The sequence below is a fragment of the Streptomyces sp. NBC_00454 genome (assembly GCF_041434015.1).
Lineage (GTDB): Bacteria > Actinomycetota > Actinomycetes > Streptomycetales > Streptomycetaceae > Streptomyces.
On sequence record NZ_CP107907.1, the window covers coordinates 2,204,140 to 2,222,753 of the forward strand.

14 protein-coding genes are annotated in these 18,614 nt (G+C 72.6%); 7 read left to right on the forward strand and 7 right to left on the reverse strand.

Going from position 1 to position 18,614, the window contains the following annotated elements; translation table 11 throughout:
* Window positions 1-30 precede the first annotated feature (30 nt).
* Genes OHU74_RS10230 through OHU74_RS10240 form a run of 3 tightly spaced genes read right to left on the reverse strand, consistent with a single transcriptional unit; the run spans window position 31 to window position 3,238 of the window.
* The gene (locus OHU74_RS10230) at window positions 31-912 is read right to left on the reverse strand and encodes a sugar ABC transporter permease (RefSeq protein WP_371615592.1); all 882 of its coding nucleotides are present in this window, start codon (window positions 910-912) and stop codon (window positions 31-33) included.
* Window positions 909-1,955: a carbohydrate ABC transporter permease gene (locus OHU74_RS10235; RefSeq protein ID WP_371615593.1), complete on the reverse strand. Its 1,047-nt coding sequence runs from the start codon at window positions 1,953-1,955 to the stop codon at window positions 909-911. The genes OHU74_RS10230 and OHU74_RS10235 overlap by 4 nt, the downstream gene beginning before the upstream one ends.
* 8 nt (window positions 1,956-1,963) lie before the next feature.
* Window positions 1,964-3,238 carry an extracellular solute-binding protein gene (locus tag OHU74_RS10240; RefSeq protein ID WP_371615594.1) on the reverse strand — a complete coding sequence of 425 codons (1,275 nt, stop codon included), beginning with the start codon at window positions 3,236-3,238 and terminating at the stop codon, window positions 1,964-1,966.
* A 380-nt stretch (window positions 3,239-3,618) separates the two neighbouring features.
* Here OHU74_RS10240 and OHU74_RS10245 point away from each other — a divergent pair, with 380 nt between their 5' ends.
* Window positions 3,619-4,659, forward strand: coding sequence for a LacI family DNA-binding transcriptional regulator (locus tag OHU74_RS10245; RefSeq protein ID WP_371615595.1), 1,041 nt, complete (start codon window positions 3,619-3,621; stop codon window positions 4,657-4,659).
* A gap of 137 nt (window positions 4,660-4,796) precedes the next feature.
* Window positions 4,797-5,696 (forward strand): phosphatase PAP2 family protein, encoded by a 900-nt coding sequence (locus OHU74_RS10250; protein ID WP_371615596.1) that lies wholly within the window; start codon window positions 4,797-4,799, stop codon window positions 5,694-5,696.
* A 10-nt stretch (window positions 5,697-5,706) separates the two neighbouring features.
* Here OHU74_RS10250 and OHU74_RS10255 read toward each other — a convergent pair whose 3' ends face one another.
* Window positions 5,707-6,888 carry a hypothetical protein gene (locus OHU74_RS10255; RefSeq protein ID WP_371615597.1) on the reverse strand — a complete coding sequence of 394 codons (1,182 nt, stop codon included), beginning with the start codon at window positions 6,886-6,888 and terminating at the stop codon, window positions 5,707-5,709.
* 131 nt (window positions 6,889-7,019) lie between these two features.
* Here OHU74_RS10255 and OHU74_RS10260 point away from each other — a divergent pair, with 131 nt between their 5' ends.
* Window positions 7,020-7,517 carry a VOC family protein gene (locus tag OHU74_RS10260; RefSeq protein ID WP_371615598.1) on the forward strand — a complete coding sequence of 166 codons (498 nt, stop codon included), beginning with the start codon at window positions 7,020-7,022 and terminating at the stop codon, window positions 7,515-7,517.
* A gap of 26 nt (window positions 7,518-7,543) precedes the next feature.
* Here the strand turns inward: OHU74_RS10260 and OHU74_RS10265 are convergent, their stop codons facing one another.
* Window positions 7,544-9,151 (reverse strand): amidohydrolase, encoded by a 1,608-nt coding sequence (locus tag OHU74_RS10265; protein WP_371615599.1) that lies wholly within the window; start codon window positions 9,149-9,151, stop codon window positions 7,544-7,546.
* Window positions 9,127-10,704 (reverse strand): APC family permease, encoded by a 1,578-nt coding sequence (locus tag OHU74_RS10270; protein ID WP_371615600.1) that lies wholly within the window; start codon window positions 10,702-10,704, stop codon window positions 9,127-9,129. The genes OHU74_RS10265 and OHU74_RS10270 overlap by 25 nt, the downstream gene beginning before the upstream one ends.
* Window positions 10,705-10,825: 121 nt before the next feature.
* On the opposite strand from OHU74_RS10270, the gene OHU74_RS10275 reads away from it, so the two are divergent.
* The 3 genes from OHU74_RS10275 (at window position 10,826) to OHU74_RS10285 (ending at window position 13,108) form a co-directional block, all read left to right on the forward strand.
* Window positions 10,826-11,461: a TetR/AcrR family transcriptional regulator gene (locus OHU74_RS10275; protein ID WP_371615601.1), complete on the forward strand. Its 636-nt coding sequence runs from the start codon at window positions 10,826-10,828 to the stop codon at window positions 11,459-11,461.
* A 102-nt stretch (window positions 11,462-11,563) separates the two neighbouring features.
* Complete coding sequence (locus tag OHU74_RS10280; RefSeq protein WP_371615602.1) at window positions 11,564-12,304, forward strand: PP2C family serine/threonine-protein phosphatase; 741 nt, start codon at window positions 11,564-11,566, stop codon at window positions 12,302-12,304.
* Between the two features lie 102 nt (window positions 12,305-12,406).
* Entirely contained in the window at window positions 12,407-13,108 is a 702-nt protein-coding gene (locus OHU74_RS10285; RefSeq protein WP_371615603.1) for a TetR/AcrR family transcriptional regulator, read from the forward strand.
* Between the two features lie 22 nt (window positions 13,109-13,130).
* Here OHU74_RS10285 and OHU74_RS10290 read toward each other — a convergent pair whose 3' ends face one another.
* Window positions 13,131-16,127: a bifunctional [glutamine synthetase] adenylyltransferase/[glutamine synthetase]-adenylyl-L-tyrosine phosphorylase gene (locus OHU74_RS10290; protein ID WP_371615604.1), complete on the reverse strand. Its 2,997-nt coding sequence runs from the start codon at window positions 16,125-16,127 to the stop codon at window positions 13,131-13,133.
* Between the two features lie 356 nt (window positions 16,128-16,483).
* Here OHU74_RS10290 and OHU74_RS10295 point away from each other — a divergent pair, with 356 nt between their 5' ends.
* Window positions 16,484-18,601, forward strand: a complete 2,118-nt coding sequence (locus tag OHU74_RS10295) for a PIG-L family deacetylase (RefSeq protein WP_371615605.1) — start codon at window positions 16,484-16,486, stop codon at window positions 18,599-18,601.
* Window positions 18,602-18,614 lie beyond the last annotated feature (13 nt).

Here is an 18,614-nt window from a genome sequence, read left to right on the forward strand (position 1 = left end):
GCGGGTGGTCAGCCCGTGCTCGCGAGGGCGTCAGCCCTTGGTCGCGCCTGCCGTCATCCCGGCGACGAGGTGACGCTGGGCGAAGAGGAAGAAGAAGGCCGCGGGGATGGCGATGAGGACGGAGGCCGCGCTCATCGCACCCCAGTTGGAGGTGTACTGGGTGACGAAGGTCTGCAGGCCCCCGGCCAGGGTGAGGTGCTCGTCGCCGACCATGAAGGCGGAGGCGTACGCGACTTCGCCCCAGGCCGTGATGAAGGCGTAGAAGCCTGTGACGGCGAGGCCGGGCTTGGCCAGCGGGAGGATCAGCCGCCAGAAGGTGCCGAAGGGGTTGAGCCCGTCGACGCGGCCGGATTCGTCGATCTCGACCGGGATGGTGTCGAAGAAGCCCTTCATCATCCAGGCGCAGAACGGCACGGCGATGGTGAGGTAGGTGATGACCAGGCCGAGCGGCTGGTTGAGCAGCCCCAGCTGTCCCATGAGGTTGTAGAGCGGGACGATGAGGATGGCCATCGGGAACATCTGCGTGATGAGCAGGGTCCACATCAGCGGCTTCATTCCGGGGAACTTGAAGCGGCTGACGGCGTATCCGGTGGTGGCGGCGATGAACACCCCGAGGACGGTGGTGATGCCGGCGACCAGGACGGAGTTGCCGAACCAGGTGAGGAAGGAGGTCGACTCCACCAGGTAGCGGTAGTTGTCGAGGGTCGGTTCCTTCACGAAGTCCGTGGAGATGGCGTGCTTCGCGGGCTTGAGGGAGGTCAGCAGGACCCACAGCACGGGGAACACGGCGATCACGGACGCGACGATCAGGGTGCCGTGCAGGCCTGCGGAGGCGAGCGGGGACCGCTTGCCGCGCGGGCGGACGGGGGCCGGGGTTTTCGCGGCGGCGGAGTTGGTCGTCACGGTGGTCACCACACCTCTCCCTGCTTGCGCAGCGAGCGCCGGTAGACCAGCGCGAAGATCATGAGCAGCAGGAGGATCAGTACGCCCCAGGTCGCCGAGACCGCGAAGTCGCGCGGGCTGGTCACGAACGCCTCGCGGAAGGCCTGGGTCACCAGGATCTCGGTGGAGTCTCCCGGCCCGCCCCGGGTGAGCAGGAAGATCACCGGGAACATGTTGAAGGTCCAGATGGTGGAGAGCAGGATCACGGTCATGCTCACCGTGCGCAGACCCGGCAGGGTGATGTGGCGGAACCGCTGCCAGGGTGAGGCCCCGTCCATCTCGGCGGCCTCGTAGAGCTCGCCGGGGATCGACTGCATGCCGCCGAGCAGGGCGACCATCATGAAGGGGATGCCGAGCCAGACGTTGACGGCGATGACCGAGAACTTGGCCCAGGTCGGGTCGTCGAGCCACGGGACGGCGGAGATGCCGCCGCCGTCCAGGATCTTGTTGAGGATGCCGTTGTCGCGGTTGAAGAGGAACCGCCAGGCGAAGACGGAGACGAATCCGGGGACGGCCCAGGGCAGGATGAGCGCCATCCGGTAGGCGGCGCGTCCCTTGAACTCGCGGTTGAGCACGGATGCGAGGCCGAGGCCGAGCGCGAAGGTGACCGACACGCAGGCGACGGTCCACAGCACCGTCCACACCAGCCGCTGCAGGAACACCGGGTCGGCCAGGACGGCGGCGTAGTTGTCGAGTCCGACGAACTGGTACGTCGCCTCGATGTGGTTGGCGCCGATGGTGCGGCCGACGTTGCGCTCGGTGGCGTCGGTCAGCGACAGGTAGACGCCGCGGACGAGCGGCCAGCCGATGATCACGCCGAGCACGAGCACCACGGGGGTGACCATGGCCCAGGCGTACCAGTGGGTGGCGAGGGCCCGCTTCAGCCCCGGACGGTTGGTTCCGCCGGCCTTGCCGTCAGTCCTGCGGCTGGGGCCGCGGGCGGCGGTGCCGGCGTCAGGACCGGCCTCGCTGCCCGCGGCCTTCGCCACCGACCGGCTGGTGTGAGCAGCCATCTTCTTCGCTACTTCCAACCCTTGAGGATCTTGCGGAATTCGACGCCGGCCGCCTTGGCCGCGTCCTCGGGGCTCGAGGCCCCGGTGATCGCCTTGGTGTATTCGACCTTGAGCGGCTCGAAGAGGGATCCGTTCTCCGGGATCCACGCGCGCTCCACGGCCTTGTCCACGGCCGGCTTGAAGAACTGCACCATCTCGCTGGACTTGACGTCGGGCTGCTCGTAGGCGGCGGTCCGGGTCGGGAGCAGGCTCAGCTCCTTGGCGGACTGGACCTGCACCTCCTGCGAGGTCATGTAGTCGACGAAGGCGTTCGCGGCGGCGATGTTCTTGGAGCCCGCGTAGACGGCGAGGTCGTGGCCGCCCTGCGGCGCGCCCGCCTTGACGGAGCCGGCCGGGACGGCGGCGACGCCGAGGTTGGCCTTGTCCTTGAACTGGTCGCCGGCGTAGCTGTCGGCCACGGCCCACGGGCCGTTGATCATCATCGCGGCCTCGCCCGTCTTGAAGGCGGTCTGCATGTTGGTCCAGCCGTCGGTGGCGTTGGTGATCGCCGCACCCGAGGTGACCAGGTCGCGGGCGGTCTTGAAGGCCTTGACGCCCGCCGCGTTGTCCACGGTGACCGTCTTGGTCTTCGCGTCGACGAGGTCGCCGCCCTCTCCGTAGATGAGGGGCAGGAACCAGTAGGAGTCGTCGCCGCGCAGGTAGAGGCCGGCCTTGCCGGTCTTGGCCTTGATGGCGGCGGAGGCGGTCTTCAGCTCCTCCAGCGTCTTGGGGGGCTGGACGCCGGCGTCGGCGAGCATCTTCTTGTTGTAGAAGAGGCCGAGGGTGTCGATGACCTGCGGGACGGCGTAGGTCTTGCCCTCGTACTTGCCGCTGGCCGCGGCCTGGGGCAGGAACTCGGCGTCCACCTTCTTGGCCGTGTCGGCCGGGACCTCGGCGAGGTAGCCGAGGGAAGCGAAGTCGGCGACCCAGCCCACGTCGGAGCGGATGACGTCCGGGGCCTCGGAGCCGCTGCTGAAGGCGTTCTTGACCTTGTTCTGGGCGTCACCGTAGGGGACGTTGACGTACTTGACGGTCACCTTGGGGTGCTTGGCGGTGAACGCCTCGGCGAGCTTCTGGAAGGACGCCTTCTCGGCGTCGTTCGAGGTGTCCCACCAGGTGACCGTGCCGGAGAGCTCCCCGTCGGCCTTGGCGCCGCCGTTGGCGTCCTTGGTGTCACCGCCGCAAGCCGTCGCCGCGAGCGCCAGAGTCGCGACCAGCGCGGTGGCCGCTATGCCACGCCGCATATGAACTCCTTCGATGATCCCGGCCGCGCCTCGCGGTCCCGAGTTGCCGAGAACGTAACAAGCCTGCAAGCCGACCGAAAGACCTTGCGGCAATTTTCTGCAAGACCTGGTGATCGTTACATCCGTGTGTCCGTACGGTTGCCGCAGCTTGCTGTTGATTCGAACCTTCTTCGACTGTCCGGGCCCGCGGCCAGGGGGCGGAGCAGGGGATGGACCAAGGGACGCATACCCGCCTTCGCCCGGTTCGACCCGTCAGTCGGCCGCCTCCCGGCTTGCAAGCGCTTCCAGCGACACCGCCGCGCGGCCGCGCCGCGAAGCCCCGTACGAACCCCCGCGCACCTCGGTTACCAAGGTGACGCGTGACCGGTACAGTCCTATCCGTGACCGCACGGCTAGCCGACATCGCAGCCCAGGCGGGGGTCAGCGAAGCCACAGTCAGCCGCGTGCTCAACGGCAAGCCCGGTGTGGCCGCAGGCACCCGTGAATCCGTACTGGCCGCACTCGACGTACTCGGGTACGAACGCCCCGTACGGCTGCGCCAGCGCAGCGCGGGACTCGTCGGACTCATAACCCCCGAGCTGGACAACCCCATCTTCCCGGCGCTGGCCCAGGTCATCGGCCAGGCGCTGACCCGGCAGGGGTACACCCCGGTGCTGGCCACGCAGACGCCCGGCGGATCCACCGAGGACGAACTGACCGAGATGCTGGTGGACCGCGGGGTCTCCGGGATCATCTTCGTCTCCGGACTGCACGCGGACACCACGGCCGACATGGGCCGCTACGACCAACTCCGCGGGCAGGGCGTCCCGTACGTCCTCATCAACGGCTTCTCCGACAAGGTGCAGGCCCCCTTCGTCTCCCCCGACGACCGCGCCGCCATGCAGCTCGCGGTGACCCACCTGACCGCGCTCGGGCACACCCGGATCGGGCTGGCCGTCGGACCCAAGCGGTTCGTGCCGGTCCTGCGCAAGATCGAGGGCTTCCGGCTCGGCATGAAGGAACGGCTCGGACTCGGCGAGGACGAGGTCGAGGAGCTCATCCAGCACTCCCTCTACACGCTGGAGGGCGGCCAGGCCGCCGCGGCCGCGCTCATCTCGCGGGGCTGCACGGCGGTGGTGTGCGCGAGCGACATGATGGCGCTCGGCGCGATCCGGGCGGCCCGCCAGCAGGGGCTCAAGGTCCCGCAGGACGTCTCGGTCGTGGGCTTCGACGACTCACCGCTCATAGCGTTCACCGATCCGCCGCTGACCACCATCCGCCAGCCCGTGCAGGCCATGGGCCAGGCTGCCGTGCGGACCCTGCTGGAGGAGATCGGGGGAACCCCGGCGCCCCACAGCGAGTTCGTGTTCCTGCCCGAGCTGGTGGTCCGCGGTTCGACGGCCTCGGGCCCGCAGCAGGGCCGGGGTCCGGTCCGCTCCTGAGGCTGCGAGGTCCCGTACCCCCGGGAAATCACCTAGGGGCGCATGGCCTCCAGTAGTCCGCGAGGTGGACATGCTGCGCCCAAGACCGTCCCAAGGGATGATCGGAGGCGAGAACGCATCTGGCAGACTCTTTTCCTATGGGTGAAGCGAGCGTGAAAACACTGGATACCCGGACGGACGCCTCGTCACCCACCGTGACCGAGGACCAGACCCGCCCGGCGTCGTCCGAGCGAACCCTGCTCTCCCGGCTGCGGGCACCCCGGCGGCCACGGATCTGGTTCGAGGTCCTGCTCATCGCGGTCAGCTACTGGACGTACTCGCTGATCCGAAACGCCGTACCCGAGCAGAAGGCGGCCGCACTCGCGAACGCCGACTGGATCTGGAAGACGGAGCACTCGCTCGGCATCGCCGTGGAACAGACGGTCAACCACGCCGTCAACTCGGTGACATGGCTGGTGGTGGGCATGAACTACTACTACGCCACGCTCCACTTCATCATGACCATCGGCGTCCTGGTGTGGATCTACCGCTTCCATCCGGGGCGTTACGCGGCCACCCGCCTGGTCCTCTTCGCCACCACGGGCGTGGCCCTGGTCGGCTACTACTTCTACCCGCTCGCGCCGCCCAGGCTGATGAACGGGCAGGACTTCGTCGACACCGTGCTGGTCCACCACACCTGGGGCTCGATGGCCTCCGGCAACCTCAAGCACATGTCGAACCAGTACGCGGCCATGCCCTCCATGCACATAGGGTGGTCGCTCTGGTGCGGGCTGACGATCTTCGCGGTCGCCTCCGCCCCCTGGGCCCGGATCCTGGGCCTGCTCTACCCCGCGGCGACGCTGATCGTGATCGTGTCCACCGCCAACCACTTCTGGCTCGACGCCGTGGGCGGCATGCTCTGCCTGGCCTTCGGCTTCACCGTCTCCCGCGCCTGGTACGGATCCCTCCCGCACCGCCTGCCGCGCAGCCCGCTGGAGACCGGCCGCCACCCGGTGGCGGACCTCCTGAACCGCGCCCGCGTCCGCACCCGCGCCTGAGGGGCCGGGGTCAGCGAGCCCGCCACCTCCGCAGCAGGCCCAGTCCCTTCCCGGCAGCGGGCGCGGCCTCCGCGAGCGAAGCCGGTACGGGGTCCTCAGCGCCCGGCTCGATCCGCTCCAGGGCTTCGGTGAGGGTACGGACGTAGGCCTCGTCGGCCAGGATCCGTTCTCCTTCGAAGGGATGCCCGAGGCGTTCCTCGGAGGCCAGGATCCGGCGCAGCAGAGGCGCCACCGCCCCGGCCGGGCCGCCGATCTCCCCCAGCAGGCGAACCGCCTCCCGCGTCGGCAGGGCCGGGTTGCCCGTCCAGTCGGGGTCCACCGCCGCCAGCAGCACCGGCACGGCCGGCTCCGGGTCCCCGGTGATCCGCCAGTACGCGTGCGCGGCGGCGACCCGGGTCCACCCGCCGGGCGATTCCAGCAGTCCGTGCACGGCGTCCGCGTGCGCGGCGGCGGCCGGGCCGAGATCGGCGAGGTAGGGCAGGCCGCGGCCTGCGCCCCCGGACCGCACGGCCGCTCCGCACACCTTCAGGGCCAGGGTGTCCTCCCTGGTGGCCCTCCAGTGCGCCCAGGCGGCCATTCCCTCGTGGTGGCGGCGGGACTGCGGATCGCGGCCGGTGGCGAAGGCGGCCAGCCGGTCCGCGAAGGCGGCGGCCGGGGGTCCGATGCGGCCGAGGATGCGCAGGGCGTCGTAGGCGTAGGCCGTCTCCAGACAACGGACCACGTCGGGGGCGGCGGGCGCGGCGGCCGGACCCCAGGCGGCGAGGAGTTCGAAGACGGCGGTGTTCTGGTAGTAGCGCTCCGTCTTCTTCCGCAGGGCCGGCAGCACCGCGGGGAGCAGTTCGGCGGCGGGCAGCAGGGCCAGGATGTGGGCCCGGGGGCGGAGGCTGGGCAGCCGGCCGTTCTTCGCGAGGAACCGCGCGCCGGGCAGCGCCCGGACGTCACCCATCCCGGCGAGGGCGAGGGTGAGGGCCTCGATGGAGCCGTCGGCCGTGGGCGACAGGCGGTCGAGATACTCGTCGAGGGACACGGCGATCCGATCGGCGTGCCCGCGGACGGCGGGACCCGCCTGGGCCAACGCTCCGTTGGCACTCGTCGCCCCGGCACCCACGGCCGCGACGACGGCCTCCCAGCACCACGGGGCCGGCCGGCGGTGGCAGATCACCGCACGTAGGGCGGATGGCAGTGTTCTCACGCCGGGATCATGCCATGAGCATGCCCGGGATCCGGCGCGCCAACGGCCCTTGACCTCAAGGAAACTTGAGGTTTTACGGTCGGTCCAGAGGCCGTCGGAACCGACCGGCGGGATTCCAGAAGGAGCTCCCCATGACCGAGCGTGCAGCCCACCCCGTGGCCCCCGTCATCCCCGAGCGTTACCGCCACTCCGTGATCCCGCACATCATGGTCGACGACGCCGCCGCGGCCATCGATTTCTACGAGCGGGCCTTCGGCGCCCGGGAGGAGTTCAGGCTGGACGCCCCGGGCGGCGGGGTCCTGCATGCCGAGATCAGCATCGGGCCGTCGGTCCTGATGCTGGGCGACGTCAGCCTGGAGGCGGCCGAGGCGGGCTCCTGGGCCGCCCCGGCCGCGCTCGGCGGGGGTACGTCCGTCACCCTGCACGTGTTCGTCGCCGACGTCGACGCGCTGGCGGAGCGTGCGCAGGCCGCCGGGGCGCAGATACTGCAGCCGCCGACGGACATGTTCCACGGGGACCGCACCGTCATCCTCAGGGATCCTTCGGGTCACATGTGGGTCTTCCTGACCCACCTCGCCGACCCCTCGGAGGAGGAGCTCCGCAGCGGTCTGGCCGCCTCCGGGATCTGAGTCCGGGATCTGAGTCCGGGATCTGATCAGAGCGCCGCCTCCCGGTGGGTGATCCGGCCGCCCGACATCGTCAGGCGGACCGGGGTCCCGGCCAGTTCCTCCGGGGTCGCGTCCACCGGGTCCGCGCCGAAGGCCGTCAGGTCCGCCCGGAAGCCGGCCGCGATCCGGCCCGCCACCCGCTCCTCCCCCGCCGCCAGCGCGGCGTGCGAGGTCATGCCCTCCAGGGCCATCAGCCCGGTCAGGGCCGCGCCGGGCCCGGCCCCCGTACCGGCCGAGGCCGCGCCGCGCGGGCTGCGGGCGATGGACAGCACCTGGCGGGCGTCGTAGTGGGCGATCGGCCAGTCGGAGCCGAGGGCCAGCACCGCGCCCGCGTCGCGCAGGTCGCGGCAGCGCCAGGCGTGGCCGGCCCGCTCCCCGCCCAGCCGCTTGGACCACTCGTCGCTGTGGTCGGCCCGGGTGTACGCGGTGTGCGGCGGCTGCATCGAGGCGGCCACCCCGAGCTGCGCGAACCGCTCCAGCTGGTCGTCGGGGACCGTCTCGATGTGTTCGATCCGGTGCCGCATGCGGGCCTGCGGGCCCAGTCCCGCCACGGTGTCCAGGACGTGCCGGACCGCCGCGTCGCCGATGGCGTGGGTCGCGGTGCGGACCCCGGCCGCGTCGAGGACCCGTACCGCTTCGGCGTACGCGTCGGGGTCGGGCCAGAAGGCGTCCGTGCCCTGGCCGTGGCAGTCGGCGTGCTCCAGCCAGGCGGTGCCGCCCTCGACGGTGCCGTCCATGAAGAACTTCACGCCGCCGACCTGCCAGTGGCGGCCCGCGAGCCGCTGGAGCTCGATCAGCTCGTCCAGGTCGTCCGAGGTGGCGCCCGGCATGCACCAGGGCGCGAGCTTCAGCCGCAGCGGCAGGTCCCCCTCGTACTCCACGGTCGAGAGCAGGGCCGGTACGTCCCCGTCGCCCAGGTCCATGACGTGCGCGCCGGTCAGGCCGGTGGCGGCCATGTCGGAGAGCAGCCGGGTGAGGCGGCCGCGGCGCTCGGCGTACGAGGGTTTCGGCGCGAGCGAGCCGACCAGGTCCATCGCGGCGTGCTCGATCAGGTGGCCGGTGGGCCGCCCGGCGCCGTCGCAGACGATCTCGGAGCGCTGGGCGAAGGTGCGGGGGCCGGTGATCCCGGCGGCGGCCAGGGCCGCGCCGGAGGCCAGGGCGGAGTGGCCGTCGTAGAGCCGCAGGAACGCGGGGGCCCCGGCGAGGGCCTCCTCGATCAGCGACTTGTCCACGGGGCGGCCGCCGAAGGCGTTGTGGTCGAGGCCGAAGCCGGTGACCCAGCCGCCGGGGCCCCGGTCGGCCGTGCGCAGGGCGGCGCGCAGCTGGTCGAGGTCGCCGACGGCGGAGAGGTCCGTACCGACCGCCATCTCGATGCCCCAGACGGGGTGGCTGTGGGCGTCGGTGAGACCGGGGGTGAGGGTGGCGCCGCCGAGGTCGACGACCTCGGTGCCGGGGCCGCGCCAGTCGCGCACGTCGGCCTCTTCGCCGACGGCGACGATCTCGCCGCCGAGGACGGCCACCGCGCGGGCCTCGGGGCGGACGGGGTCGAGGGTGCGGACGCGGGCTCCGGTCAGGACGGTGTCGGCAGCGGGCACGGGGCTTCTCCTTGCGGGTCCGGGGTTCGGGGGTCCGGACCTTGCAGGTCCAGAGCTTCTACGGGCTCTTCGGCGAATCGGGCGTAGACCTCGGGGCGGCGGGTCTTGAGCCGCTGCGCGAGGACGAGGCCGGCCAGGAACACGGCGGGGACGAGGGCGACCAGGACGGTGTCGACGGTGGTGGAGGCCATGGTGAACAGGCTCACCTTGGAGACCACCAGGCAGATCGCGACGGCCAGCAGCACCGCGGCGGCGACGGGCGCGATCAGGGTCCGCCAGGGGCCCTCGTCGTGGCGGATCCGGCGGAAGTAGACGGGTACGGCGACGGCGGCGAGCAGCATCAGAGCCATGAGGCCGATCATGCCGGGGGTGTTCACCCAGAGCAGCAGCTGCTGGTACGGGTCGGCTCCGGCGAGCGCGAAACCGAGCACGATGACGGCGCCGAAGGCGGTCTGGGCGAGCCCGGCGAGGTACGGGGAGCCGTGGCGCGGGTGGATCCGGCCCAGGGCGGCGGGCAGGACGCCCTCCTCGGCGAGGGCGAGCACGTACCGGTTGATGGCGTTGTGGAAGGCGAGGAGGGAGGCGATGACGCTGGTGACGATGAAGACGTGCATCAGGTCGGCCGCCCAGGGGCCGACGTAGGTGGTGATGGCGGTGAAGAAGAGGCCGCCGGGGTCCTGGGCGGCTGCGGCGGTGACCTCCTCCGAGCCGAAGGCCTGGATGACGATCCAGACGATGAAGGCGTAGAAGAGGCCGAGGAAGGCGACGGCGATGTAGGTGGCGCGCGGGATGGTCCGGTCGGGGTCGCGGGCCTCGCGGCGGTAGATGACCGTGGACTCGAAGCCGGTGAAGGCGGCGAAGGCGAAGGCCAGGACGGCGGCGGTGCCGGGGACGAGCACCGCGCCGGGGGCGAAGGAGCCGGCGGAGAGGCCGTGGGCGCCGCCCTTCAGGAGGACCCCGCCCGCGAGCAGGACGAGTATCCCGGTCTCGGCGACGAGCAGGATGCCGAGCAGCTTGGCGCCGAAGTCGATGGAGCGGAAGCCGCCGTACCAGATGAGGGCGAGTCCGGCGAGGGAGACGGGCAGCCAGGGGACGTCGATGCCGCCGAGGGCGTGGGCGGTGTCGGCGGTGGTGGTGCCGAGGAGGCCGTAGACGCCGATCTCCATGCCGTTGTAGCCGATGAGGGCGAGGAGGGCGGCGCCGATGCCGACGCGCTTGCCGAGGCCCTGGGCGATGTACGCGTAGAAGGCGCCGCCGCTGCGGACGTGGCGGCTCATGGTGGTGAAGCCGACGGCGAAGACCGCGAGGGTCAGGCCCGCGAGGAGGTAGCCGGCGGGGGCGCCGATGCCGCCGAGCAGGATCGCCACGGGGGCCACGCCGGCCATGACGGTGAGGGGGGCGGCGGCGGAGACGACGAAGAAGGAGATGTCGGCGGTGCCGAGCGCTGCGCGGCGGAGGGCGGGCCTTGGGACGGACCCTCCGGCGGGTGCTCCGGCTGGTGCTGCTTCTGATCCGGCGGGTCTGGCTGCTGTCGATTCCGGCGTTTCGGGCATGCGGGGGCACCCTTCTGCGAACGGCAGGCGTCGGGAACCCGAAAACCTAAAGGCTTTCGGTTTGCGGCAATGTAGCCTCCGGTTTTGGCGTACGGGAAGACCTGACGGCGGGAGAAACACGATGGCGCGGCCACGCACCCCACTGCTCGACCGGGAGCGGATCGGCGCTACTGCCCTGCAACTCCTGGCGGAACAGGGTGAGTTCAGCGTTCCGCAGATCGCCCGTGCGCTCGGGGTGCAGACCGGGTCGCTGTATCACCACGTGGACGGCCGGGCCGGGGTGATCGAGCTGATACGGGAGCGGGTGTGCTCCGCGATCGACGGCGGGGCCCTGGCCGCCGAGCCCTGGGACCGCGCACTGGAGGCCTGGGCCCGCTCCTACCGGGCCGCCTTCGCCGCCTACCCGCGCGCCATCCCGCTGCTGATGACCACCCCGGTCCGGGCGCCGGCCGTGCTCGCGCAGTACGAGCAGGCGGTGGCGCTGCTGCTGGGGGCCGGCTTCCGCGCGGAGCAGGTGATGCCACTGCTGACGGGCCTGGAGAACCTGGTCCTGGGCTCCGCCCTGGACCTCGCCGCCCCCGAGACCATGTGGGAGCCCTCGCCGCAGACCCCGCTACTGGCCGGGGCGCTGGCCGCACAGGGGCCGGGCCGGGCGGAGGCGGCCTTCGAGGTCGGCCTGGCGGCGTTCCTGGCGTACGCCGCCGGGAGCCTCCGGGGCGAGGGGGAGTCGGGCGGTCCCACGGCTCCGAGCGGCTGAGGCGCCGGACGCCGAGCGGCGCGACAATGGTGGCGAGGGACGCGTCCGCCGTGCGTTCGTCGCGTCGCGTCGCGTTGCGTTGCGGAGAGGCGGGAGCTCGTGGTGGCGTACATAGCCGTGACGGCCCTGAGCCATGTAGGACTGGTCCGCGATCACAACGAGGACAGCCTCGTCGTCGGACCCTGGACACTGTGCGGGACCACGACCCGGAGCCCCCAGACGCTCCTGTTCCCCCTCGGCAGACCGCTCGTCGTCGCGGTCGCCGACGGGCTCGGCGGGCAGCCGGCCGGCGAGGTCGCCAGCGAGCTGGTCGTCCGCGAGCTCGCCCTGCTCGGGCCTTCGCTGGACGGCGCCCTGGCCATCGAGGACGCGCTGGACCGCTGCAATCGCGCGGTGCACTCGGCCACCGAGGGCCGTCCCGACCTGACCGCCATGGGGACCACGGTCGCCGGCACCCTCGTCATGGCGGACTCGCTGCTGTCGTTCAACGTCGGCGACAGCAAGGTGTACCAGGCGGCCGCGGACGGTCTGCGCCAGGTCAGCGTGGACGACAGCCCGCCGCCGGAGCCGGGTCACCGCACCACGTCGGTCGTCACCCAGACCCTCGGCGGGAGCCGCGCGCAGCACGTCCTCACCCCGCACGTGAGGACCCTCCCGCTGGCCCCGGGCGACCGCTACCTGGTGTGCAGCGACGGCCTGACCGACCCGGTGCCCGACGAGGCCATCGAAGACCTGCTGCGCGTGCACGACGACGGCAAGGCGGCGTTCGAGCTGTGGAAGGCCGCCATCGAGGCCGGAGGCCCCGACAACATCACCCTCGCACTGGTCCGCATCGGCGGATGACGCCCTCGGGGTCACGGCCACGGATACCATCCATACCGGGGAGTGATCCCCGGTATGGATGGTATCCCCGGTATGGACGGGCAGGATGAGAGGACGTACGGCATGACCGTGCCCCTACGGCGTGACGCGCAGCGCAATCGCGACCTACTGGTCGCCGCCGCCCGCGAGGCCTTCGCGGCCCAGGGGCTGGACGCCCCGCTCGACGACATCGCCCGCCGGGCGGGCGTCGGCAACGCCACCCTGTACCGGCACTTCCCCAGCCGGGCGGCGCTGGTGGACGCCGTCTTCGAAGGTGCCCTCGCCGGTACGACGGCCGCCGGGGAGGAGGCTCGGGGCGCCGAGGACGCCTGGGCCGGACTGACCGGCTACCTCGACGTGGTGTTCACCGTGCTGGCCTCCGACCGCGGCACCAACGACCTGATGACCACGGGGATCGAGGGGGTCCGCTCCCTGGACGCCGTCCACGCTCACAACCACGAGACCATGGTGCTGCTGCTCGGCCGCGCGCAGCGGCAGGGCACGGTCCGGAGCGACGTCACCACCGAGGACCTGCTCCTCGCGCTGGCCGCGCTCGGCCGCGCCGTGCCCGCGCTGGCCGCCACCGTCCCGGACGGCTGGCGCCGCCACCTGGCGCTCTTCCTCGACGGGCTGCGCACCGCCGGTCCGGCCGCCCCGCTGCCCGGCCCGCCCCTGTCCCCCGCCCAACTCGGCGAAGTGCTGCGCGAGCTGGGCCCGCACCGGGCGGAGCGGACCGAGCGGGCGGAGCGGGCAGAGCGGAAGCGGCCCGCGCCCGCAGCCCCGTAGAGCCGGACTGCGGGCGTGCGGATCAGGACCCGTAGAACAGTTCGTCCACGACCGCCCGCGCCCGGCGCGTGATGCGGCGGTAGTCGTCCAGCATCTCGCCGACGGTGCCTTCGGCGTAGCCCAGGTAGCGGCCGACCGCCCCCAGTTCGCGGCTGTCGGTCGGGAAGGTGTCCCCGGCCCGGCCGCGGACCAGCATCACGGCGTTGCGGACCCGGGTGGCCAGGACCCAGGCCTCGTCCAGGATCTGCGCCTCCTCGGTCGGGATCAGCCCGGCTGCGTGGGCGGCGGCCAGGGCCTGGCGGGTGCGCGTCGTGCGCAGGCCGGGCTCGCACCAGGCGTGCCGCATCTGGATCAGCTGGACGGTCCACTCGACGTCGCTGAGGCCGCCCCGGCCCAGTTTGGTGTGCAGGGTCGGGTCGGCGCCGCGGGGCAGGCGTTCCGACTCCATCCGGGCCTTCAGCCGCCGGATCTCGCGGACCGCGTCCTCGCCGAGCCCCTCCACCGGGTAGCGCAGCGGGTCGATGAGCTCGATGAAACGGGCCCCGAGCTCAGGGTCCCCCGCGATCGGCTCGGCGCGCAGCAGGGCCTGGGACTCCCAGGTCAGGGACCAGCGGCGGTAGTAGGCGGCGTAGGAGGGGAGGGTACGGACGAGAGGGCCGGAGCGGCCTTCGGGGCGCAGGTCGGCGTCGATCAGGAGCGGCGGGTCGGCGGTGGGGAGTTGGAGGAGCCTGCGCATCTCGGCGATGACGGTCTGGGCGGCCTTCGCGGCCTCCTGTTCGTCGACTCCCTCGCGGGGTTCGTGGACGAACAGGACGTCGGCGTCGGAACCGTAGCCGAGCTCGTGGCCGCCGAAGCGGCCGACGCCGATGATCGCGAAGCGGGTGGGCAGGGTGTCGCCCCAGTGGCCCTGGACGGCGGCGCGCAGGGCTCCGGCGACGGTGGTGGCGGTGAGGTCGGAGACGGCGTCGCCGACCCGGTCGACCAGGGCTCCGTGGTCCTCCTCGGCCGGGCTCTCCTCCGTACCGTAGGAGCCGATGATGTCGGCCGCGGTGGTGCGGAACAGCTCGCGGCGGCGTACTCCGCGGACGGCGGCCACGCCCGCCTCCGGGTTCTCGGCGCGGCCGACGGCGGCGAGGACCTCCTGTTCGAGGGCCTCGCGGGTACGGGGTTGCAGGCCTTCGGGGTCGCCGAGCAGGGCGACGGCCTCGGGGGCGCGCATCAGCAGGTCGGGGGCGAGGCGCCCGGCGGACAGCACGCGGGCGAGGTTCTCGGCGGCTGCGCCCTCGTCGCGCAGCAGGCGCAGGTACCAGGGGGTGCGGCCGAGCGCGTCGGAGACCTTGCGGAAGTTCAGCAGACCGGCGTCCGGGTCGGCGGAGTCGGCGAACCAGCCGAGGAGCACCGGCAGCAGGGTGCGCTGGATGGCGGCCTTGCGGGTGACTCCGGAGGCCAGGGCTTCGAGGTGGCGCAGGGCCGCGGCGGGGTCCGCGTAGCCGAGCGCTTCGAGGCGCTGGCCCGCGGCGCGCGGGGAGAGCCGGGTCTCGCCGGGGGCGAGCTGGGCGACGGCGTCGAGGAGCGGCCGGTAGAAGAGCTTCTCGTGCAGGCGGCGGACGACGGAGGCGTGCCGGCGCCAGGCCTTGTTGAGCTCGGCGACGGGTTCGGTGCGCAGGCCCATGGAACGGCCCAGGCGCCGCAGGTCGTTCTCGTCCTCGGGGACCAGGTGCGTGCGGCGCAGCCGGTAGAGCTGGATGCGGTGTTCCATGGCGCGCAGGAAGCGGTACGCGTCGTGCAGCTGGGCGGCATCGGCGCGTCCGACGTAGCCGCCGGCGGCCAGCGCGTGCAGGGCGTCGAGGGTGCTGCCGGAGTGCAGGGTGGCGTCGGAGCGGCCGTGGACGAGCTGGAGCAGCTGGACGGCGAACTCGACGTCGCGCAGACCGCCCGGGCCGAGCTTCAGCTCGCGGTCCACCTGGGCGGCGGGGATGTTGTCGACGACGCGGCGGCGCATCTTCTGGACGTCGGCGACGAAGTTCTCGCGTTCGGCGGCCTGCCAGACGAGGGGAGTTATGGCCTCGATGTACTCGGCGCCCAGGGTTTCGTCGCCCGCGACGGCGCGGGCCTTGAGGAGGGCCTGGAACTCCCAGGTCTTGGCCCAGCGTTGGTAGTAGGCGAGGTGGGAGGCGAGGGTGCGCACCAGCGGACCGTTCCTGCCCTCCGGGCGGAGGTTGGCGTCGACGGGCCAGATGGTCCCTTCGACGGTGGTCTCTGAGCAGATCCGCATGAGGTGGGAGGCGAGCCGGGTGGCGGCCTGGACGGCCTTGCCCTCGTCGGCCGGGTCGGTCCCGGGGGCGGCGTCCCCGACGAAGATCACGTCGACGTCGGAGACGTAGTTCAGCTCGTGGCCCCCGCACTTGCCCATGGCGATGACGGCGAGCCGGCACAGCGCCGCGTCCTCGGGGGCGGCGGCGCTCGCGATGCGCAGGGCCGCGCGCAGGGTGGCGGTGGCGAGGTCGGCGAGCTCGGCGGCGGCCTGGGCCACGTCGGTGGTGCCGCAGACGTCGCGGGCGGCGATGGAGAGCAGGCAGCGGCGGTAGGCGACCCGCAGGGCCACGGGGTCGTGGGCGCCGGCCAGGCCCTGCTCGAACTCCGGCAGTCCGGGGTGCAGATCGGCGGCCTCGTACGTGACGAGGGCCTGCCAGTCCCGGGGGTGGCGGGCCAGGTGGTCACCGAGGGCCTCGGAGGCACCGAGCACACCCAGGAGCCGGTCGCGCAGGGGCTTGGCGCTGACGAGGGTGTCGAGCAGGACGGGCAGCTCCTCGGGCGACTGCGCCTCGGCGAGCCGGACCAGCCCGAGCAGGGCGAGGTCGGGATCGGCGGTGGCGCCGAGGGCGTCGAGGAGCACCGGGTCGGTGCGTACGGCGGCCAGCGCGGCGGCGTCCAGCAGCCGGGCCGCGGCGGAGGGGTCGGTGAAGCCGCTGCGCAGCAGCCGGCTGAAGGTACTGCTCCTGCGTCCCGGGACTGTCATCCCGCCGCCTCCTGCGTACGTCGGCTCTGCCTCTGCCCTGGCCGGGCGGTTCCGCGGGACCGTGCTGCCGGCTCCGCGCTCCCGGCCGCGTGCTGCTCGCCGTGATCCGCCGGTCCGCCGATTCACCGGTCCGCCCGTATTGACCTTAGCCGGAGCGGGCGTTCTCCTCACCGACGCGCACCACGGGGTCGATTATTCGCTTATCTCCGCATTCGGCGTCCGGCCCCAAGTGTTCATCTTCGGAGGCCCGAAACGTCAGCGAACCCGATGAACCAACGCGCCGGCAAAGGCCTCTCACTGACCGACCGGCTGCTCCGCGCGGTCCTTCCTGCCGGAACGATCCCGAGGCGTAACCCATGCCCGTTTCCCGCCGACGCTTCCTTCTCGCGACCGTGCTCCCGATGCTCACCGTCGGTGTCACCGGCGCCCTCGCCATGGCCGCCGGCCAGCGGACGGCCGGGGCGCACCCGGACACCGGACCGGAAACCGGACCGGGGTCCGCCCTCGCGGCGAGCACCACCGCCGGATCCGTCGTCCAGATCCTCGCCCACCCCGACGACGACCTGTTCTTCATGAACCCGGACCTCAGCCGCTCCCTGCTGGCCGGCCTCCCGCTCACCTCCCTGTACCTCACCGCCGGCGAGAGCGACGGCCGCAACGAGGCGGCCGGCGGCGAGGCCAAGGACCCCAAGCAGCCGTCCGACCGCACCGGGTACGCGGAGGCCCGGCAGAACGGCATACGCGCCGCCTACGCCGAGATGGTCACCGGAGACCGCACCAGCGCGTGGCGGCGTACGGCCATACCCACCGCGGGCGGCGGTCAGGCCGAGCTCGACGTCCTCCTCGCGAAACCGCACGTCCACCTGGTCTGGCTGCAGCTGCGCGAGGCCCGCTCGGCCGCCGGGGACGCCCCGGACAGCCTGCACGCGCTGTGGAACGGCCGGATACCGGCGCTCGCCCCCCAGCTCTCGGCCGCGACCCCGGCCGATCGTCCGCACACGCACACCAAGGACCAGGTCGTCGAGGCGATAGCCGGGATCCTGGAGCGGTACAAGCCGACGACGGTACGGATGCTGGATCCGACGCCGGGACGGTACCTGGACAGCGGCAAGTACACCGACCACCAGGACCACATGTACGCGGCCCGGTTCGCGCAGGCCGCGGCCGCCGCGTACGCCGCGCGGGTCCCGGTCGGGCAGCGGCCCCGGTTCTCCGTCCAGCACTACCTCGGCTACCACAACGGCACGCTGCCGCACGCGCTGGACCCGCAGACTGCCGAAACGAAGATCGACTACCTGCGCACGTACGGCTGGCAGGACAAGCAGAACTACTGCAACTCCCCCTCCGGCTGCGGCGACCGCAAGGTCGCGGGCAGCCCGACCGGCCACAACTGGGCCCAGTCGCTGCGCTACGCCCGCGCCGACAACGCCTCCTGGCTGGTCCAGGGCGCGCCCGGCCGCCTGTACGCCTTCGCTGCCCTCGACGGCCAGATGGCCGTCTGGAGGCGCGGCCCGGGCGGGGTCACGGGGTCGGGGTCGGGGTCGGGCGCCTGGCAGGGTCCGGCCCTCCTCCCCGGCACCGGCATCGACCCGGGCGCCACCACCGCCCGCTTCCCCGACGGGCGCGTCGCCGTCTTCGCCACCCGGACCGTCTTCGGCGACCGGCCCCAGGACTACCGGCGCGAGATCGTCTACGCCGCCCAGTCCGAGCCCGACGGCCCGTTCGGGGCGTGGGTCCCGCTCGGAACCCCCAACAGCCCGGACGAGGACAGCACCTCGGAGATCAGCGCACCCTCGGCGGCCGTGGACCGGGACGGGCTCCTGACCGTGTACACCCGCGACGCCCGCCGCACCCTGCGCGCCCGCGCCCAGCAGCCCTCGGGCGCCTTCGGCGACTGGCAGCGCCTGGGCGGCGAGGACCTCCAGGGCGACCCGGTGACGGCCACCGACTCCGCCGGGCGGCGCCACCTCTACTCCCCCACCACCCGGTCCGTACTCGCCTGGATCCAGCCCGCCCCGGGCGCCCCGCTGGCCGGCCCCTTCCCGACCGGGCTCCCGGCCACCACCGTCCCCCTGACCGCCACCGCGGAGCCCGCGGGCGTCCGCCTCTACTTCCGGCGCCCCGACTCCGGGGTCGTGCGCACCGCCCTGGTCACCGCGGGCACCGGCGCCGCCAAACCGTCCGTCTCCAGCATCACGGAGGCCGGCGGCCGATCCGGCTACGGTGCGGTCGCCGTGGCCGGCCGCCTCCTGTCGGGCCGCGCCGACTCGGGCACCATCAGCACCACGGGCCTCGGCGGCCCGCCCGCGTGGACGGAGTCCAAGATGCTCTACGCGGGCGCCCCGGCCGCCACCGTGGAACAGGACGGCGCCACCACCACGGCAGTCCTGGGCCTGGACGCGGAACTCCACCTCACCACCGCCCACCCCACCCCCACCCACCCCACCTGGCACCGCGCGGTCCAGCCCACATAACCCCCCACACACG